The organism is Gordonia sp. 852002-51296_SCH5728562-b (genome assembly GCF_001665475.1).
GTDB lineage: Bacteria > Actinomycetota > Actinomycetes > Mycobacteriales > Mycobacteriaceae > Gordonia > Gordonia sputi.
Map to the genome: position 1 here is coordinate 26,325 of NZ_LZMI01000069.1, position 16,717 is coordinate 43,041.

The 16,717-nt window shown below is 68.1% G+C and carries 14 protein-coding genes and 1 riboswitch; of the genes, 5 read left to right on the plus strand and 9 right to left on the minus strand.

Going from position 1 to position 16,717, the window contains the following annotated elements; all coding sequences use genetic code 11:
* The first annotated feature begins 49 nt into the window (after positions 1–49).
* The gene (locus A5766_RS12910; RefSeq protein ID WP_005207834.1) at positions 50–721 is read left to right on the plus strand and encodes a (2Fe-2S)-binding protein; all 672 of its coding nucleotides are present in this window, start codon (positions 50–52) and stop codon (positions 719–721) included.
* 78 nt (positions 722–799) lie between these two features.
* On the opposite strand, the gene A5766_RS12915 is transcribed toward A5766_RS12910, so the two are convergent.
* Positions 800–1,618, minus strand: a complete 819-nt coding sequence (locus A5766_RS12915) for a CbtA family protein (RefSeq protein WP_005207835.1) — start codon at positions 1,616–1,618, stop codon at positions 800–802.
* A 24-nt stretch (positions 1,619–1,642) separates the two neighbouring features.
* Positions 1,643–1,870, minus strand: a complete 228-nt coding sequence (locus tag A5766_RS12920; protein ID WP_005207836.1) for a CbtB domain-containing protein — start codon at positions 1,868–1,870, stop codon at positions 1,643–1,645.
* Positions 1,871–1,892: 22 nt separating this feature from the next.
* A riboswitch (cobalamin riboswitch) is annotated at positions 1,893–2,047 on the minus strand.
* Between the two features lie 53 nt (positions 2,048–2,100).
* Here A5766_RS12920 and A5766_RS12925 point away from each other — a divergent pair.
* Positions 2,101–6,768 (plus strand): ATP-dependent helicase, encoded by a 4,668-nt coding sequence (locus A5766_RS12925; protein ID WP_005207837.1) that lies wholly within the window; start codon positions 2,101–2,103, stop codon positions 6,766–6,768.
* On the plus strand, positions 6,761–7,573 hold the full coding sequence (locus A5766_RS12930; protein ID WP_064865173.1) for a DNA-formamidopyrimidine glycosylase family protein: 813 nt from the start codon (positions 6,761–6,763) through the stop codon (positions 7,571–7,573). The genes A5766_RS12925 and A5766_RS12930 overlap by 8 nt, the downstream gene beginning before the upstream one ends.
* Before the next feature lie 10 nt (positions 7,574–7,583).
* On the opposite strand, the gene A5766_RS12935 is transcribed toward A5766_RS12930, so the two are convergent.
* The 5 genes from A5766_RS12935 to A5766_RS12955 all read right to left on the minus strand — a co-directional run bounded on the left by A5766_RS12935 (position 7,584) and on the right by A5766_RS12955 (position 13,286).
* Positions 7,584–8,006 (minus strand): pyridoxamine 5'-phosphate oxidase family protein, encoded by a 423-nt coding sequence (locus A5766_RS12935; RefSeq protein ID WP_005207839.1) that lies wholly within the window; start codon positions 8,004–8,006, stop codon positions 7,584–7,586.
* A gap of 85 nt (positions 8,007–8,091) precedes the next feature.
* The gene (locus A5766_RS12940) at positions 8,092–9,834 is read right to left on the minus strand and encodes a glycerol-3-phosphate dehydrogenase/oxidase (protein ID WP_005207840.1); all 1,743 of its coding nucleotides are present in this window, start codon (positions 9,832–9,834) and stop codon (positions 8,092–8,094) included.
* A gap of 36 nt (positions 9,835–9,870) precedes the next feature.
* Positions 9,871–10,356 (minus strand): hypothetical protein, encoded by a 486-nt coding sequence (locus A5766_RS12945; protein ID WP_005207841.1) that lies wholly within the window; start codon positions 10,354–10,356, stop codon positions 9,871–9,873.
* On the minus strand, positions 10,353–11,600 hold the full coding sequence (locus tag A5766_RS12950) for a hypothetical protein (protein WP_141630927.1): 1,248 nt from the start codon (positions 11,598–11,600) through the stop codon (positions 10,353–10,355). The genes A5766_RS12945 and A5766_RS12950 overlap by 4 nt, the downstream gene beginning before the upstream one ends.
* Positions 11,601–11,882: 282 nt before the next feature.
* Positions 11,883–13,286, minus strand: coding sequence for an NAD(P)H-quinone dehydrogenase (locus tag A5766_RS12955; RefSeq protein ID WP_005207843.1), 1,404 nt, complete (start codon positions 13,284–13,286; stop codon positions 11,883–11,885).
* Positions 13,287–13,452: 166 nt separating this feature from the next.
* Between A5766_RS12955 and A5766_RS12960 the strand changes: the two genes are divergently transcribed.
* Positions 13,453–13,935 (plus strand): gamma-glutamylcyclotransferase, encoded by a 483-nt coding sequence (locus A5766_RS12960; RefSeq protein ID WP_039856596.1) that lies wholly within the window; start codon positions 13,453–13,455, stop codon positions 13,933–13,935.
* Between the two features lie 34 nt (positions 13,936–13,969).
* Here A5766_RS12960 and A5766_RS12965 read toward each other — a convergent pair whose 3' ends face one another.
* The gene (locus A5766_RS12965) at positions 13,970–15,136 is read right to left on the minus strand and encodes an amidohydrolase (RefSeq protein WP_005207845.1); all 1,167 of its coding nucleotides are present in this window, start codon (positions 15,134–15,136) and stop codon (positions 13,970–13,972) included.
* Positions 15,133–15,846 (minus strand): enoyl-CoA hydratase/isomerase family protein, encoded by a 714-nt coding sequence (locus A5766_RS12970; RefSeq protein WP_005207846.1) that lies wholly within the window; start codon positions 15,844–15,846, stop codon positions 15,133–15,135. The genes A5766_RS12965 and A5766_RS12970 overlap by 4 nt, the downstream gene beginning before the upstream one ends.
* 58 nt (positions 15,847–15,904) lie before the next feature.
* Here A5766_RS12970 and A5766_RS12975 point away from each other — a divergent pair, with 58 nt between their 5' ends.
* On the plus strand, positions 15,905–16,717 hold the full coding sequence (locus tag A5766_RS12975; protein WP_039856598.1) for a purine-nucleoside phosphorylase: 813 nt from the start codon (positions 15,905–15,907) through the stop codon (positions 16,715–16,717).

Genomic DNA, 16,717 nt, shown 5'->3' on the forward strand with positions numbered 1-16,717 from the left:
CTCGCGGGCTCGCTGGACGCGCGAGCGGTCGATGAGATAGGCAGAGAGCGTGAACGATCACGTGTTCGCCGAGTTCGGACCGTTCTTTGCGACCGACACCCACGCAGCCGCGGCACCAGTCGACGGGCCGTGGTCGACTCTGGCTGCGGCACTGGCGAATCCACGACGCATCGACAGCCGCGTCGAAAGGGTCCGGAAGGCTCTGGCTGCGGGCGCGGCGTCGAACGTCTCACCTCGCGTCGCGGCGTCGGTGACTCACCTTGGTCTCGTCGCCAGGCTGCTTGCACCGGCGCTCGCTGCAGCGGTGATCGGCACCCGCCTGTCCCTCGACCCCGCAGACGTCTGGTGGCAGGACCATCTCGGCGGGCCCTTCCCCCTATCCGTCGTGACGGTCGACGCGAAGCCTGCGCTCGACGACGGGTTCCCTCGCGCCGTCGACGACCTCACCGCACTCTTCGACGCGTCGTACCCGGTTGGGCCACACGTCCTCGGCGGCAACATCGCGTCGGCGATCAACTCGGCGGTGCGCATGATCGGTACCGCCCGGCCAGAACTCGCCGACGCGGCCCGACGCCACGCCGACCTTTTCCTCGCACGCCCCGACATCGAGGGCGGATACCTGCGGGCCGGACCGAGTTTCCGACGACGCAGCTGCTGCCTGATCTACCAGGTATCGGGCGATCGCACAGCCGTGTGCGGCGACTGCGTGCTGTCCGGATAAGCCAAACGCGGCCCGAACTTGCGAACGCGGCTGGTGTACCAGCCGCGCCTGCCAACTCGAGCCGCGTTTAAAGGAGCGTCAGGCGACCGTTTGCGTCGCGGGGTCGTCGACAACCTGCTTCGACGACCGCGAGCGCGACATCGCGCCCAGGACCAGCGCGAACACCGCGGTGAGCACCGTCCACAGGATCACCTGGTTGGCGATCGCGTAGACGCGGAAGTCGCCGATGACGTCGCCCGGGAAACCTGGGAACACGATCTGGCCCGCGTCGTTGGTGACCGGCGTCGGTACCTCGTCGAAGCTCGGCAGCAACGCGATCGCGACGGTGACCACTACCAGGTAGCCGACGCCGCCCGCGATCGCACCGAGCAGCCCACCGATGCGTGGACGCAGCCACAGCGCGAAGACGACGGCCGCGATGATCGCGATTACCGACACCACGGTGATGGTGAGATAGGCACTCGACCTGTCGGCGATGGTCTCGTCGTTGCCGACAGCCGGCGGGTTGGCCGGATAGGCGAAGTACGGGACGCCGAAGAAGGCCACGAATCCGAGCGCGCCGAGCGCGGCCGCCGCCCAGCGCGGATCGGTCGCGGGGTATCGCCGTCCGAGGTAGGTCCACAAGACCGTGAACCCGACCGCGAAGAACGCGCCCATCGCGATCGCGAAGATCACGGTGCCGACCCCGGCCCCGATGTTTTCCTGCACCGACCTGGTGAACACCTCGTGCTCGTGGCCGTGTTCGCCGCTGAGCATCTCCTCGGCGTGGCTGCGACCCTCTTCGTAGTCGATCGCCTTGGCGACCACCGGCTCGATGAAGATACGAGCGAACACATACGCAAAAATTCCGGCGATCAGGCCTGATAGCAGGCCCGCGCCGACGAACTTCTTCTCCATTGTTCTGTTGTCTCCCGGGTCAGATCAGTGGCAGGGGAAGCCGAGGAAGTGGCGGGAGTCGTGCACGAACTCGTGGATGTGGGTGTCGCTGCCGAACACCGACCAGGCGCCCTGGTCGTACCCGATGAAGTAGTAGGCCAGCGCGGCGATGAGCACAGTGGCGGTGAGCCAGAGCGCGGCCGAAGCGACCGAGAGATTCGGTACGGCGAGCGCAGCGGGCCGACGTTCGGCCTGTGATGAGGTGGCAACCATTGAGAGGGTTCCTTCCGGGATGACGCGTCCCTGACGTGGAGCAATGTGGCCTGGTTGCCACGTCCTGACTCGTCGCGACAGGTCGCTTCCCGTCGGACTTACAGTGGCGCGACCGTCCCGGATTCTCACCGGGTTCCTGGCAACCAGCGTGGATCGACTCTATACCAGGTTCTCGCCGCCGGACCAGCACGTCGCACCGCACTGTCAGACCCGTGCGGAACAATGGAAGAGTGCCCAGCTCGTCCTCCATCCTGAACCGCTTCACCGACCCGACGCGTCGGTGGTTCGGCGGCGCCTTCCCCGCGCCGACACCCGCCCAGCAGGGCGCGTGGAAAGCCATCGCCGACGGCGAGAACACCCTGGTCATCGCGCCCACCGGCTCGGGCAAGACCCTGTCGGCGTTTCTCTGGGCACTCGATTCACTTGCCGCCCGCCCCGATCGGTCCAAGGGCACGCGCGTCCTCTACATCTCCCCACTCAAAGCACTGGCGGTCGACGTCGAGCGCAACCTGCGCGCGCCACTGGCGGGCATCACACGCGCCTCGCAGGAACTCGGGATCACCGAACCGTCGATCACCGTCGGCGTGCGCTCGGGCGACACCCCCGCCGCCCAGCGTCGACTCCTCGCCAAAACGCCACCCGACATCCTCATCACCACGCCCGAGTCGCTCTACCTGATGCTCACCTCGTCGGCACGGGAAGCGCTCACCACGGTCGAGACGGTGATCGTCGACGAGGTACACGCCGTCGCAGGCACCAAACGCGGCACGCACCTGGCGCTGTCGCTCGAACGCCTCGACGAACTGCTCGACTCTCCGGCGCAACGCATCGGACTCTCGGCGACGGTCCGCCCGCCCGAGCTAGTCGCTGAGTTCCTCTCCGGCTCCCGTCCGTGCACCATCGTGCGGCCAAAGGCGTCGAAGACCTTCGACCTCCGCGTCGACGTCCCGGTACCCGACATGGCCAACATCCCGCCGCCACCGGATGCACCGGATGCGGATGAGCTCGACGACGCGTTCTCGCCGACCGCGGGTTCGCTCTGGCCCTACGTCGAAGCGTCGATCGTCGATCTCATCGAGACCAACCGTACGACGATCGTGTTCGCCAACTCTCGACGGCTCGCCGAGCGTCTCACCGCGCGGCTCAACGAGATCCACGAGCAACGCACCGAGCCTGGCCGCGAACCACCACGCAACGACCGCGTCGGTGGCGGCGCACCCGCAATGGTCATGGCCTCGGGGGCCACCACCGGCGCCGCGACTGTCCTGGCCCGCGCACACCACGGGTCGGTCTCCAAGGAGCAGCGCGCCGAGATCGAAGACGACCTCAAGAGCGGCCGCCTGCGCTGTGTGGTCGCGACGAGTTCACTCGAGCTCGGCATCGACATGGGCGCGGTCGATCTGGTGATCCAGGTCGAGACACCACCCTCGGTGGCCAGCGGGCTGCAGCGGATCGGACGCGCGGGCCACCAGGTCGGCGAGATCAGTCAGGGGGTTCTGTACCCCAAGCATCGCACCGACCTGATCGGCTGCACGGTCGCCGTCTCGCGGATGCGTGCGGGCGCAATCGAAGAGCTGCAGGTACCGCGCAGTCCACTGGATGTGCTTGCGCAACAGACGATCGCCGCGGCCGCTCTCGACGTGCTCGAGGTCGACGAGTGGTACGAGATCGTCCGCCGCGCTGCGCCGTACCGGGAGTTGAGCCGGTCGATCTACGAGGCGACACTCGATCTCATCTCGGGTCGCTTCCCCTCCGACGAGTTCGCCGAACTACGTCCACGTGTCACCTGGGATCGTGATGCTGGCACACTGACCGGTCGCCGTGGTGCGCAACGACTAGCGGTCACCTCTGGCGGCACCATCCCCGACCGTGGGCTCTTCGGTGTGTTCATGGTCGGCGAAAAGTCCAGCCGCGTAGGCGAACTCGACGAGGAGATGGTCTACGAGTCGCGCGTCGGCGACGTCTTCGCGCTCGGCGCGACGAGTTGGCGAATCGAGGACATCACCCACGACCGCGTACTCGTCTCACCCGCATTCGGTCAGCCCGGCCGCCTCCCGTTCTGGATCGGCGACGCACAGGGACGCCCGGCCGAACTGGGCGCGGCGATCGGGAAGTTCGTCGGCTCCATCGCCGACGAGGCCGAACTCGACCGTCAGGCAACAGAACTCGGGCTCAGCGAGTACGCACGCGACAACCTCGCGTCGATCATCTCCGAGCAGCGCGACGCGACCGGACAGGTACCGACCGACCGGACCCTGGTCATCGAGCGGTTCCGCGACGAGCTCGGCGACTGGCGCCTGATCCTGCACTCCCCCTACGGTTTACGCGTACACGCGCCGTGGGCGTCGGCGATCTCCGCCCGCCTGCAGGCCACCCTCGGACTCGACGGTGCGGTCACCGCATCCGACGACGGCATCATCGTGCGCCTCCCCGACACCGACGACGAACCGCCGGGCGCCGCAGTCTTCGTCGTCGATCCCGACGAGATCGAGCAGATGGTCACCGACGCCCTCGCCGACTCGTCGATGTTCGCCTCACGATTCCGGGAGTGCGCGGCCAGAGCCCTGCTACTCCCCCGCCGCGACCCCGGCCGTCGGGCACCGCTGTGGCAGCAGCGCCAGCGCAGCGCCCAATTGCTCTCCGTCGCATCGCAATTCCCCGACTTTCCGATCATCCTGGAGACGGTCCGCGAATGCCTGCAGGACGTCTACGACCTGCCGTCGCTCACCGACCTCCTCACTCGCATCCGATCGCGACGTGTTCGGCTGATCGAGGTCGAGACCCCGGAACCGTCGCCGTTCGCGGCATCGCTGCTGTTCGGCTACGTCGGAGCGTTCATGTACAACGACGACGCCCCGCTCGCCGAACGTCGCGCCGCAGCACTCTCCCTCGACACCGCGCTCCTCGCACAGCTACTCGGGCGCGTCGACCTGCGCGAACTGCTCGATCCCGCCGTCATCGCCGCCGTGGTCGCACGGCTGCAACGCCTCGACGAGCACCGCAAGGCACGCGACGCCGAGGATATCGCCGACCTGCTGCGGTGGCTCGGTCCGCTCACGACCGACGAGGTGGCGCTGCGGTATCGGCGCGACGACGACAGCCCTGCGGCGCTTGACGTGTTGACCGAGTTGCATCGGCGTGGCGCGATCATCTCCGTGAGCATCCGTGGCGTGCCGCTCTGGGCCGCTGTCGAAGACACCGCACGCCTGCGCGACGGCTTGGGAGTTCCTGCGCCACTGGGTGTTCCGGCAGCTTTCACCGAGTCTGTTCCCGATCCCGTCGGCGATCTCGTCCATCGGTACGCGCGCACGCACGGCCCGTTCACCGTCGACGAGGCCGCCGAGTCGATCGGAATGGCACCCGCGGTGGTGCGCGACACGCTGATTCGCCTTGCCGCCGAACGCAAGGTCGTCGAAGGCGACTTTCTACCCGCCACCGACGACGACCCCGACGGCAGCCCCGCGTGGACCACACAGTGGTGTCACAGCGACGTGCTCGGGCAGATCCGACGAGGCTCACTTGCCGCGAGCCGAGCCGACGTCGCACCCGTCGACGGCCCGACCTTCGCCAGATTTCTCGGAGCGTGGCAGCACGTCGCCGACGACGAAAGGCTCACCGGAGTCGACGGACTCGCGGCGGTCCTCGACCAACTGGCGGGCCATCAGCTCCCGGCGTCGGCGTGGGAGTCGCTGATCTTGCCGAGCAGGATCAGTGACTACCGGCCGGCCATGCTCGACGAACTCCTCTCCAGCGGCGACTTCATGTGGGCGGGTCACGGCCGGATCGGCTCCACCGACGGCTGGATCAGCTTCTTCCCCGCCGACCTCGCACCGCTGTTCGTACCGACCGAGGTCGAGATCGACACCACCGAGATCCACACCCGCCTCCTCGACACCTTCGGCACCGGGGGCGGACTGCGCTTCGCCCAACTGCTCGACGACGCGTCGACGGAGAGCGAAGCATCGCCGGGCGCCACCGCGACGCGCCAGCAGGTCGAGGACGCCCTGTGGGACCTCGTCTGGGCCGGTCACGTCAGCAACGACACGTTTGCGCCGGTCCGTGCGTTGCAGGCGCCTCGCCGCACCTCGTCGTCGAGTCGGTCCATGCCGTCACACCGATCGCGCGGTCAGGCTCCGCGCCTGCGGCCCGGACGGTTGAGCACGCGGCATCTCCTCTCGCAGACAGGCGGCGCCACGACGCCCTCCACGGCAACCGGTCGTTGGTTCGCAACCCCTACAGCGCTGCTCGAGACCACTGTCGCGACTCAGGCCCTGTGCGACCAACTGCTCGCACGCTACGGGGTCGTCACCCGGGGCAGCGTGACGGCGGAGGACGTCGTCGGAGGATTCGCACGAATCTACAAGGCGCTCAACATCTTCGAAGACAGCGGCCAGGTGCGACGAGGCTACTACGTCGACGGCCTCGGCGGTGCCCAGTTCGCGGGCACCTCCACCGTCGACCAATTGCGCCGCCACGCCCTGACCGACGACGCACCGGGCAGTCACCGCGCACCGAACACCGCGACGGTTCTGGCCGCCACCGACCCGGCCAATCCGTATGGGGCAGCGCTGCCCTGGCCAGACACGACGCCCGGCGCAGGCGGGCATCGACCGGGCCGCAAACCAGGCGCCCTCGTATGTCTCGTCGAGGGCGAACTCGTCGCATTTGTCGAACGCGGCGGGAAGACCGTGTTGACCTTCAGCGACGACGTCCCCGCATTAGAGGCCATGGCAGCAGCGCTCGCCGACATCGTGCGGGCCGGTCGTGTCGCCCGCCTGACCATCGACTCCATCGACGGCGTCACCGCGTTGCGCTCCGACCTGCAGCGGGTGCTCGTCGGCGCCGGATTCGCGACCACTCCCCGCGGCCTCCGAATGCGATACGGACAGCATGCCTGAGGGCGACACCGTCTACCAGGCCGCAGACCGTCTCCGTCGCGCATTCGATCAGACCACGTTGGAGCGCACCGACTTTCGCATTCCGTCGCTGGCCACCACCGACCTGCGCGGCGGACGGGTCGCCGCGGTCCGCTCCCGGGGCAAACATCTGCTCATCGACGTCGTGCCCGCGGCGGCGACTGCGACGTCGGCGCCCGATGGCGTCAGCATCCACAGCCACCTGAAGATGGAAGGCGTGTGGCACGTACATCGCGTCGGCACCAAGTGGCGCCGACCCGCGTATCAGGCGCGAATCGTGTTGCAGGCAAACGGGTACGAGGCCGTCGGCTTCGAACTCGGGATTCTCGAGCTACTTCCCCGTGCCGCCGCCGACCTCGACTACCTCGGACCCGACCTTCTCTCCGACGACTTCGACGCCGCGCGCGCCGTCGCCAACATCGAGGCACGGCCGGACGCGAAGATCGGCGAGGCGCTACTCGACCAACGGCTCATGGCAGGTGTCGGCAATGTGTACCGGTGTGAGGCGTGCTTCCTCCGGGGTGTCCGACCCGACCGACTCGTCGCCGACGTCGACGTGCCACCACTCGTCGACCTGTGCCGAAGAATGTTGTGGGCCAACAGGCTTCGCACGGCACGCACCACCACCGGTCGCACCGGACACAATGCGCGCACCTGGGTCTACGGACGAATCGGGCAACCGTGCCGACGATGCGGAACGCTCATCGCCCGCGAGTTCTGGCGCGACCGGCCGGACTCGACCAGCGAGGATCGGGTCGTCTACTACTGCCCGCGGTGCCAGAGCTGAACGTCGGCGCCTAGACCGGATACCGCTCCGGCTCTGGCCCGAACTCGAAGCGACGCGCGCTGACCTCGTCCGGCACGATCTCGACGTAGTTGTACTTCAACGTCGGGATCAGCGGGCGCAACGGGGCCTCGTCGGCCTTGGCGATCTCGGCGCCGGTGGTCAGAATTCGCGCCGACCCCTTGACCACGACACTCCACCCGCCGTCGTCGTCGTAGGCATCGGCCTCGAAGGCCACCTTGCCGTTGACGGCGAGTTCGGCGAGCTTGGTGCCCTCCGCTGTGCGCATCAACACGCGACCGTCACCGGCGAAATAGTTGATGGGAAAGATGTCGGGCTGGCCACCGACGCTCAACGCGATCCTTCCGACGTCGGAGGTGGCGAGCAGCGCCCATGCCTCGTCGACGGGAAGCTCGTGAATGGGATTGTGCACCATGGCGTCTCCTCTGCTCATGAATCCATTGTCACGCCGCCGAGGCGCCGGGCGAAGGGCATTTGGTCCTGTTGCGAAAGCGTGCCATTCAGTCCGGAATCGGCACCGGTTCCAGGATGTCGACCCGCGACTCAGGTGCAGCGGCACGCAGCGCGTCTGCCGATTCGTCGTCGGGTTGCTGTTGTGAGGCGATCTCCGCGGCGACCCGCGCCTTGTAGGTCTCGACCTCGAACGCCACCTTCTCAGGGCCCCAGCCGAGAACCGGCGCGACGAGGTCGGCGACCTCTTGAGCGCAGTCGACGCCGCGATGCGCGTACTCGATCGAGATCCTGGTTCTGCGCGCCAGGATGTCCTCGAGGTGCAGTGCCGCCTCATCGACGGCCGCATACACGACCTCCACGCGCAGATACTGCGGCGCGGCCTCGAGTGGACGCAGCAGCGACGGATCATCCGCCGCGTAGAACAACACGTCGTCGATCAGCGATCCGTACCGGTTGAGCAGTCGACGGATCCGGTAGGGGTGCAGTCCGTACTTCTCGCCGAGAGACTCGCACTGGTTGATCAGCGCGAAGTACCCGTCGGCGCCGATGAGCGGGACACGCTCGGTGATCGACGGCGCAACGCGTGTCGGGATGAAATCGACGCAGGCATCGACGGCGTCGGCGGCCATCACGCGGTACGTCGTGTACTTGCCACCGGCGATCGAGATGAGCCCCGGCGCGATCTCGGCCACCGCGTGCTCGCGTGAAAGCTTCGACGTCGCTTCGTCCTCGCCTGCGAGCAGGGGTCGCAGCCCGGCGTAGACGCCTTCGATGTCGTCGTGACGCAGCGGTGTCACCAGCACCTCGTTGACACGTTCGAGCAGGTAGTCGATGTCGGCGCGGGTCGCGGCCGGGTGCGCGAGATCGAGGTGCCAGTCGGTGTCGGTCGTGCCGACGATCCAGTGCGTCTCCCACGGGATCACGAACAGCACCGAGGACGCGGTCCGCAAGATGATCGCCGTCTCGCTCACGATCCGATCGCGCGGCACCACGATGTGTACGCCTTTGGAGGCCCGGACCTTGAACCGCCCGCGTTGCTTGGACAGTGCCCGCACCTCGTCGGTCCACACGCCTGCCGCGTTGATCACGCAGTGCGCTTTGATCTCGGCGGTCTCACCGTTCTCGGTATCGCGGACGCGCACACCCATGATGCGGTCGGCGTCGCGCAGAAATCCGACCACCTGCGTCGACGTGCGGATCACCGCACCGTAGTTCGCGGCGGTGCGCCCGACGGTGAGACTGTGCCGGGCGTCGTCGACAACGGTGTCGTAGTAGCGGATGCCGCCGATCAGCGAATCACGCTTCAACGCGGGCGCCACGCGGAGCGCACCCGACCGCGTCACATGCTTCTGGCCCGGCACCGATTTGGCGCCGCCCATCGTGTCGTAGAGGAAGATCCCCGCGGCGACGTACGGACGTTCCCAGACGCGATGCGTGAGCGGGTAGAGGAACGGCAACGGCTTGACCAGGTGCGGGGCCAGCAGGCTGAGTGAGAGTTCGCGCTCGTGGAGCGCTTCACGCACCAACCCGAACTCGAGTTGTTCGAGATAACGCAGTCCGCCGTGAAACATCTTCGACGAGCGGCTCGACGTGCCCGAAGCGATGTCTCGCGCCTCGACGAGCGCGACCCGCAGGCCACGCGTCGCGGCGTCGAGAGCCGCTCCGACGCCGACGACACCACCGCCGATGACGACGATGTCGAACTGTTCGGTACCCAGCCGACGCCACGCCTGCTCGCGGTAGAGCGGCCCAAGGTCAGCTGGTCGGTCCGGATTGAACTCCGTCTCCATGAGCCGAGACTAATCGACACCACGGGGGTTCACCGGTCATTGATACGGCGCGCCGACCGGCACGCGGGCACCCGGTCGGGTGAAGTCGACCAGCACGCCGACCACACCCGCGCTGCCACCCAGAGCGACCGACGCCTCGTACACCGCTTCTCGCATACGACGCCGAGCGACGATGTCGGCGTCGAAAATGATTGCCAGACAAGTCAATCCGCGAGCAGCGCGAAAGTGAACCCGTTGGGTGAACGCATCGCCCGCACGGTGCGCAGCGAGGCCGTCGACATCACGCTGCACCATCGCGGCGTCGAGTCGCTTGCGGGTGTCCTTCGACACCCGACCAGTGGTCTGCCATTGGGTCATCGCGTCGCGTACCGATTCGACCCCACCGATGTCGGTGACGTCGACAACGACGACCGCCAGTCGGCCGAGCGCATCGTCGACGACGTCGTCGGCAATGCGGTCGGCGAGACCGCGAACGTCAGGCGACAACCTGTCGATCCGACCGGCGGTGGCGTTCGGAGTCATCGGCCCGCACCCCGCTCACGAGAGGCCTCAGCGTGCGCACCGGATCGCTGCGCATCGACCTTCGGTTCGCTCGCGCTGGTGTCGGCAGCGGGATCGAGCGGCGGCATCGACTGCGGCGTCCAGTCGCCGATCACCGGCGGACCGACGAGCGGGAGGTCGCCGACGATCTCCTCGCCGTGCTCACGGGTGTTGAGGTAGCGGGCCGACTGGTGCTTGTTGTCGCCACGGTCGCGGGCACCGCCACCCGACGCCGGTGGCATCGCGGAGTTCGGACCCGACCGCATCGCAGGTCCCGCACTCGGGCTCGCCGACATTGCAGGCGTCGACGGCGCGGTGCCCAACCCAGGCGGTCGCGATGCGCCGAGTGATGGCGCAAGTGCACTCCCCGAACCGGCGCCGACGCCCTGACCTGCGCCGAGACCGGACGATCCGCTACGACCCGCGCCGAGCGATCCCGTCCGCCCGGAGTCCGCTGCACCGGGTCCACCGATACCGCTCACCGGTGTGCTCGCCGCGGCAGAGTCGGCGCTGCCGAACCCTCCTCGCGTCAGCCGGTCGGCATCAGCGTCGGCCGTGCCTGCCGCCGACGTTCCGGTGGAGCTCGACGGTCCGCCGGGGCCCACTCCACCCGCAGCGGGGGACGCAGGCGCCGGCGTCGACGGCGAGGTCGAGACCTCGCCGCTCGATCCCGGTCCGGCGGAGCCGCTCAGGTCGGAATCGGCGACGTTGCCCGACTGCGTGCGCCCCGATCCCGCGCCGGTGCCGGCGACGACACCCTGGCCCGAGTCGCTGCCCGCCATCGGATCCGACGACGCAGCCGGCAGTTCGGGTAGCCACGTCTGGACGCTGACCATCGGGTTCGTGTAGACGCCTTCCATCAACGACACGACCTCCGCACGCAACGTCGACGCATCCTCGGGATGCGCGCGGATCTGCGCGGCCGCATGCCTGACAGCACCGGCCTGCTGAGAGGTAGCGGTGAGGACGTCCTGGGCCTGCGCGAGTGCGTCGATCGCGGGCCGGACGGACTCGGCCGCCGCTGAGATGGCTTTGCCGACACCCGCACCCGCCGCGGTACTTCCGTCGGCCGCACGCCCGAGCATCGTGTCGTCTCCGAAGGCGCTCGTCAGACTCTTCACGACCTTCCCGACAGCGTCGAGCGCGGCTTGAATGGCGTTCGCGTCACCGCTGGCAGAGCTGTCGGTGATGCTCTCGATCTTCGCGAGGATCTCGGCGACACTCATCGAAGCCCATGGAGTGCGGCCGTTGCTGGTCGCATGAGCACCCCCGTCGTTGAACAGGTAGCTGTTCCGAGAGCCTGTACCAGTGCTTACCGCGGGCAAATCGGGATGCTCGTAGTACCGACCCGACACGCGTACCCCCCCGTCAGTCGTCGCGTGATCTCGCCGAAACGGTACCGCGACATCGCCGCGCGCGGCCGAGGATTCTCACGCCTGTGCACCAACTCCAGCCTGTGCACCAACTCAACCTGCGCTGGCCCTTCGCCGCGGGCACGCCGAGAGAACTCAGTCGAGGTCGTCGTGCCGCACGAGCTGTCGCGCGGCCTCGGTGATCGAACCCGAGAGCGAGGGATAAACCGAGAGCGTCTGGGCGAGATCGCCGACGGTCAGCTTGTTCTGCACGGCCAAGGCGATGGGAAGGATCAACTCCGACGCCGTCGGTGCGACCACCACACCCCCGATCACGACACCGGTCGCGGGGCGGCAGAAGATCTTGACGAAGCCTCTCCGCAGACCGCTCATCTTGGCGCGCGGGTTGGTGGAGAGCGGCAGCATCACGGTGCGCGCCGGGTACTCGCCGGCGTCGATCGCCTGCTGCGAGACGCCGACGGTGGCGATCTCCGGACGCGTGAAGATCGCGGAGGCAACGGTTTTCAGCTTGATCGGGCTCACGCCCTCGCCGAGCGAGTGATACATCGCGATGCGACCCTGCATGGCGGCGACGGAGGCAAGCGGGAACAACCCGGTGCAGTCGCCCGCCGCGTAGATACCCGGCACAGAGGTGCGCGACACCCGGTCGACGGTGATGTAGCCGCCCTTGTCCGTCGCGACTCCCGCACGGTCGAGACCGATTTCCCCCGTGTTGGGGACCGAACCAACGGTCATCAGCACATGCGAGCCGGTCACCGTGCGGCCGTCGGCGAGGTACACGGTCACGGAGTCGCCGGTGGGCTCCACCTTGTCGGCACGCGCATGTTTGACCAATTCGACGCCGCGCTCGGCCAGCGCATCCTCGAGGACCAGCGCAGCGTCTTCGTCCTCGCCGGGCAGCACGCGGTCGCGGCTGGAAACGAGCGTCACCTTCACTCCGAGTTCGGTGTAGGCGTGCACGAACTCGGCACCCGTCACACCCGAGCCGACGACGACGAGATGCTCTGGCAGCTTGTCGAGGTCGTAGAGCTGGCGCCACGTCAGGATGCGGTCGCCATCCGGCGCGGCGTCGGGCAGGACGCGCGGCGACGCGCCTGTCGCGATCAGGACGACATCGCCGTCGTAGTGCTCGGTCGTGCCATCCTGCAGCGTCGCCACGACGCGGTGCGACGCGATGCCGGGGTGCGTCTCCTCCAGCGAGGCGTAGCCGGACACGAGTGTCACGCCTTCGCTGAGCAGCCTGTCGCGGATGTCTGCCGACTGCGCGAACGCGAGGTCGCGGACGCGCTGGTGAATCTGCGGCAGCGTGACCAGCGCGTCGTCGGTGCGCAGGTTGATGCCGAGATCGATGGCTCGCCGAACCTCGGTTCGGATACCGGTCGACGCGATGAAGGTCTTGGACGGCACGCAGTCCCACAGCACACACGCGCCGCCGATGCCGTCGGAGTCGATCAGGGTGACGTCGGCGCCGTACGCTGCCGCAACCAGCGCCGCCTCGTAGCCGGCGGGGCCACCGCCGATGATCACGATCCTGGTCACAGAGCACACTCCTGTTCGGTGAGAGGGGCCATCGGGTACGGCGCATAGAGGCACCGCTCAACACCTCCAACCTAGTCCCACCCCGACGTCCACGCCGTCACCGGGCGAGTCGCGTCGCTCACCGTCCGCTTTCGTGACGGGCCGCGACCATCTAGAGTTTCCCGACGTGCCGATATATGCCGCGTACGGGTCCAACATGAGTCCGGATCAGATGACCGAGCGCGCGCCGCACTCCCCGATGTCGGGGACCGGCTGGCTGCGTGGTTGGCGACTCACCTTTGCCGGCGCCGACATCGGCTGGGAGGGATCGCTCGCGACGGTCACCGAGGACCGCGACGATCCCGAGGCCAAGGTCTTCGTCGTGCTCTACGACGTCCCCGACGAGGACGAGGCCACCCTCGACCGGTGGGAGGGCTCAGAACTCGGCATCCACCGCAAGATCCGTGCGCGCGTCGACACCTCCGACGGCCCCGTCCTCGCGTGGCTCTACGTGATGGACGCCTTCGAAGGCGGACTGCCGTCGGCGCGCTACCTCGGCGTGATGGCCGACGCGGCCGAAAGTGCAGGCGCCCCAGCTGATTACGTGCAGGACATCAGGCTGCGCGAGGCGCGCAACGTCGGACCGGGACCCGGCCCCATCGACTCCTGAGCGACGCCGCGGGCCCGACGCGGGGCGGGCGTGCTCAGCCTATGTCGAGCACGACGCCCGCGAGGGTGCGCACGCCGACCTCGAGTGCGCGCTCGTCGAGGTCGAAGTTGGGCTGGTGCAGATCCATCTGCGGCCCCAGCCCGTCCCACACGCCGAGCCTGCCCATCGCACCCGGAACGTGCTCGAGATACCACGAAAAGTCTTCTCCCCCAGGCGATTGCGGGGTGTCCGCGATGGCCTGTGGCCCTAGCGTCGATACCGACTTCGCCAACATCGCGATCGCGGTCTCGTCGTTGACCACCGGCGGCACTCCACGGAAGTAGGACAGGTCGTAGGAGACTCCGAGCGGGCCGAGCAGTTGCCCGACGACACTGCGCACCAACGGTTCCAACTCGTCCCACGTGCCGTGGTCCCCGGTGCGGACGGTGCCCCGCAGCATGCCCTCCTGCGGAATCGCGTTGGGCGCGTTGCCCGCATGCGCCGCACCCCACGCCATGACCGTGCCCGAGCGGGGGTCGACCCTGCGCGACAGCACACCGGGGAGTCCGGTGATCACCGTACCCATCGCGTACACGATGTCGCCGGTGAGGTGCGGGCGCGATGTGTGCCCGCCGGGCGAATGTATTTGCAGTTCAATGTGATCCGCCGCCGATGTCAGCGCGCCGGCTCGGAGGCCGACCGAGCCGACAGGAAGTCGGGGATCGCAGTGCAGCGCAAAGATCCGACTGACGCCCTCGGTCACTCCGGCGGCGACGGCGTCGAGCGCACCGCCGGGCATGACCTCCTCGGCGGGCTGGAAGATCAGTCGCACACCGACCGGTAGCAACGGCACGGCCGCGAGCAGCCGGGCCACCCCGATCAGGATCGCGGTGTGCGCATCATGGCCGCACGAGTGCGAGACACCCTCCACGGTCGACGAGAACGGCAATCCGGTGTGCTCGGTGATGGGCAGCGCGTCCATGTCGGCACGGAGCGCGATGCGCTGACTTGTCGTCGGGCCGAGATCGCAGACCACACCAGTGCCCAGCGGAAGACGCGTGGGGTTCAGGCCCACTTCTCCGAGAAGCGCCATGACCATCTGGGTGGTCTTGACCTCTTGCCGAGACAACTCGGGCTGCTGGTGAATGGCACGCCGCCAGCCGACGACGTCGGCGCGGTGAGCCGCCCACCAGTCGTCGATGATCGACGCGCCGTCGCTCATAGCAGCGCTGCAGGGGTCGGGGCCGCGAGATCGGCGAGAAGGTGCTGCCGCAGTGCCCGTTTGACGTTGGCGAGGTTCGGCCCGGCGACCGCCGTACGCTCAGCGGCGACCTCACTCGCCCGCGTGAGCAGGTCGTCGGCCGCCACAGCGTCGTCGACGATGCCCGCCGTCACGGCGTCGGCCGCACCGTAGCGGCGACTGGTCAGCATGGCCTCTGTGGCGGTGCGATCCGGCAGGCGCGTGGTGAGCAGTCCTGCCATCCCGCGCGGGAACGGCATGTTCAACGCTGCCTCAGGGAGCGACCAGAAGCCACGTTCGGTGCGCATGACCACGTAGTCGGCGCACAGCGCGAGCATGGCGCCCGCACCGAACGCGTGACCGTTGACCGCTGCCACCGTTGACTGCGGAAGCGTCAGGACCTTCGCGTAGAGCGCATGCACCCGGTCGAGGTACGCGGGCAGCTCCGACGCGTTGGCGAAGACGAAGTCGGTATCGAGTCCGTTGGTGAAGAACTTGCCTGTCGAGGTGATCACCAGGCCCTTGGCCGGGCCCGCCGCGATCTCGTCGAGCAGGCCTTCGATCGCGTCGAGCCACGCAGGGCTGAACCGGTTCTCGGGATTGTTCTCGTCGAGTTCGACACCCGGCGACCCGAGGTACAGGTAGGCGATATCGGGATTCTCGGACTGCGCTGCGTCAGACAGATACGGCATGGGTCGACCTTATCGCCTGGTCACACGCCGCACGCAGGATGCCCCTAGTGTGATGCCCATGGATCCCACCGTCGACGCCGACGCCGCGGCCATCTCCGCGGCAGCAACCATCGCAGCCGAAACCGATGCCTCCACACACGACGTCGCGGTCGTCCTCGGGTCCGGCTGGGCCCCGGCGGCTGAGGCGTTCGGCGCACCGATCGCGTCCGTGCCGATGGCGCACATCCCCGGCTTCCTGCCGCCGACGGCCGCAGGACACGGCGGCGTCATCCACTCGGTGCGGATCGGAAACTGTCGAGTCCTGTTGATGCTGGGCAGGATTCACGCCTATGAGGGCCACGACCTCGCCCGCGTCGTCCACCCGGTACGCACTGCGGCTGCGGCCGGTGCCCGCACGATCGTGCTCACCAATGCGGCGGGCGGCCTGCGCGACGACATGTCCGTCGGCCAACCGGTCCTCATCAGCGACCACCTCAATCTCACCGCGCGCTCGCCGCTTGTCGGTGCGCAGTTCGTCGATCTGGTCGATGCCTACTCCCCGCGCCTGCGCGCCGTCGCCCGCGGTATCGAGCCGTCGCTGGCCGAAGGGGTGTACGCGGGACTACCCGGACCCCACTACGAGACCCCCGCGGAGATCCGGATGCTCCGGACCATCGGCGCCGACCTGGTCGGGATGTCGACGGTGCACGAGACGATCGCCGCCCGCGCGGCGGCGATGGAGGTTCTCGGTATCTCGCTGGTCACCAACCTCGCGGCCGGGATCACCGGAGAACCGCTCAGCCACACCGAGGTTCTCGAGGTCGGGCGGGCGTCGGCGGCACGAATGGGCACGCTGCTCGCCGCGATCATCGAAGAACTCGGCGCGGCGTGA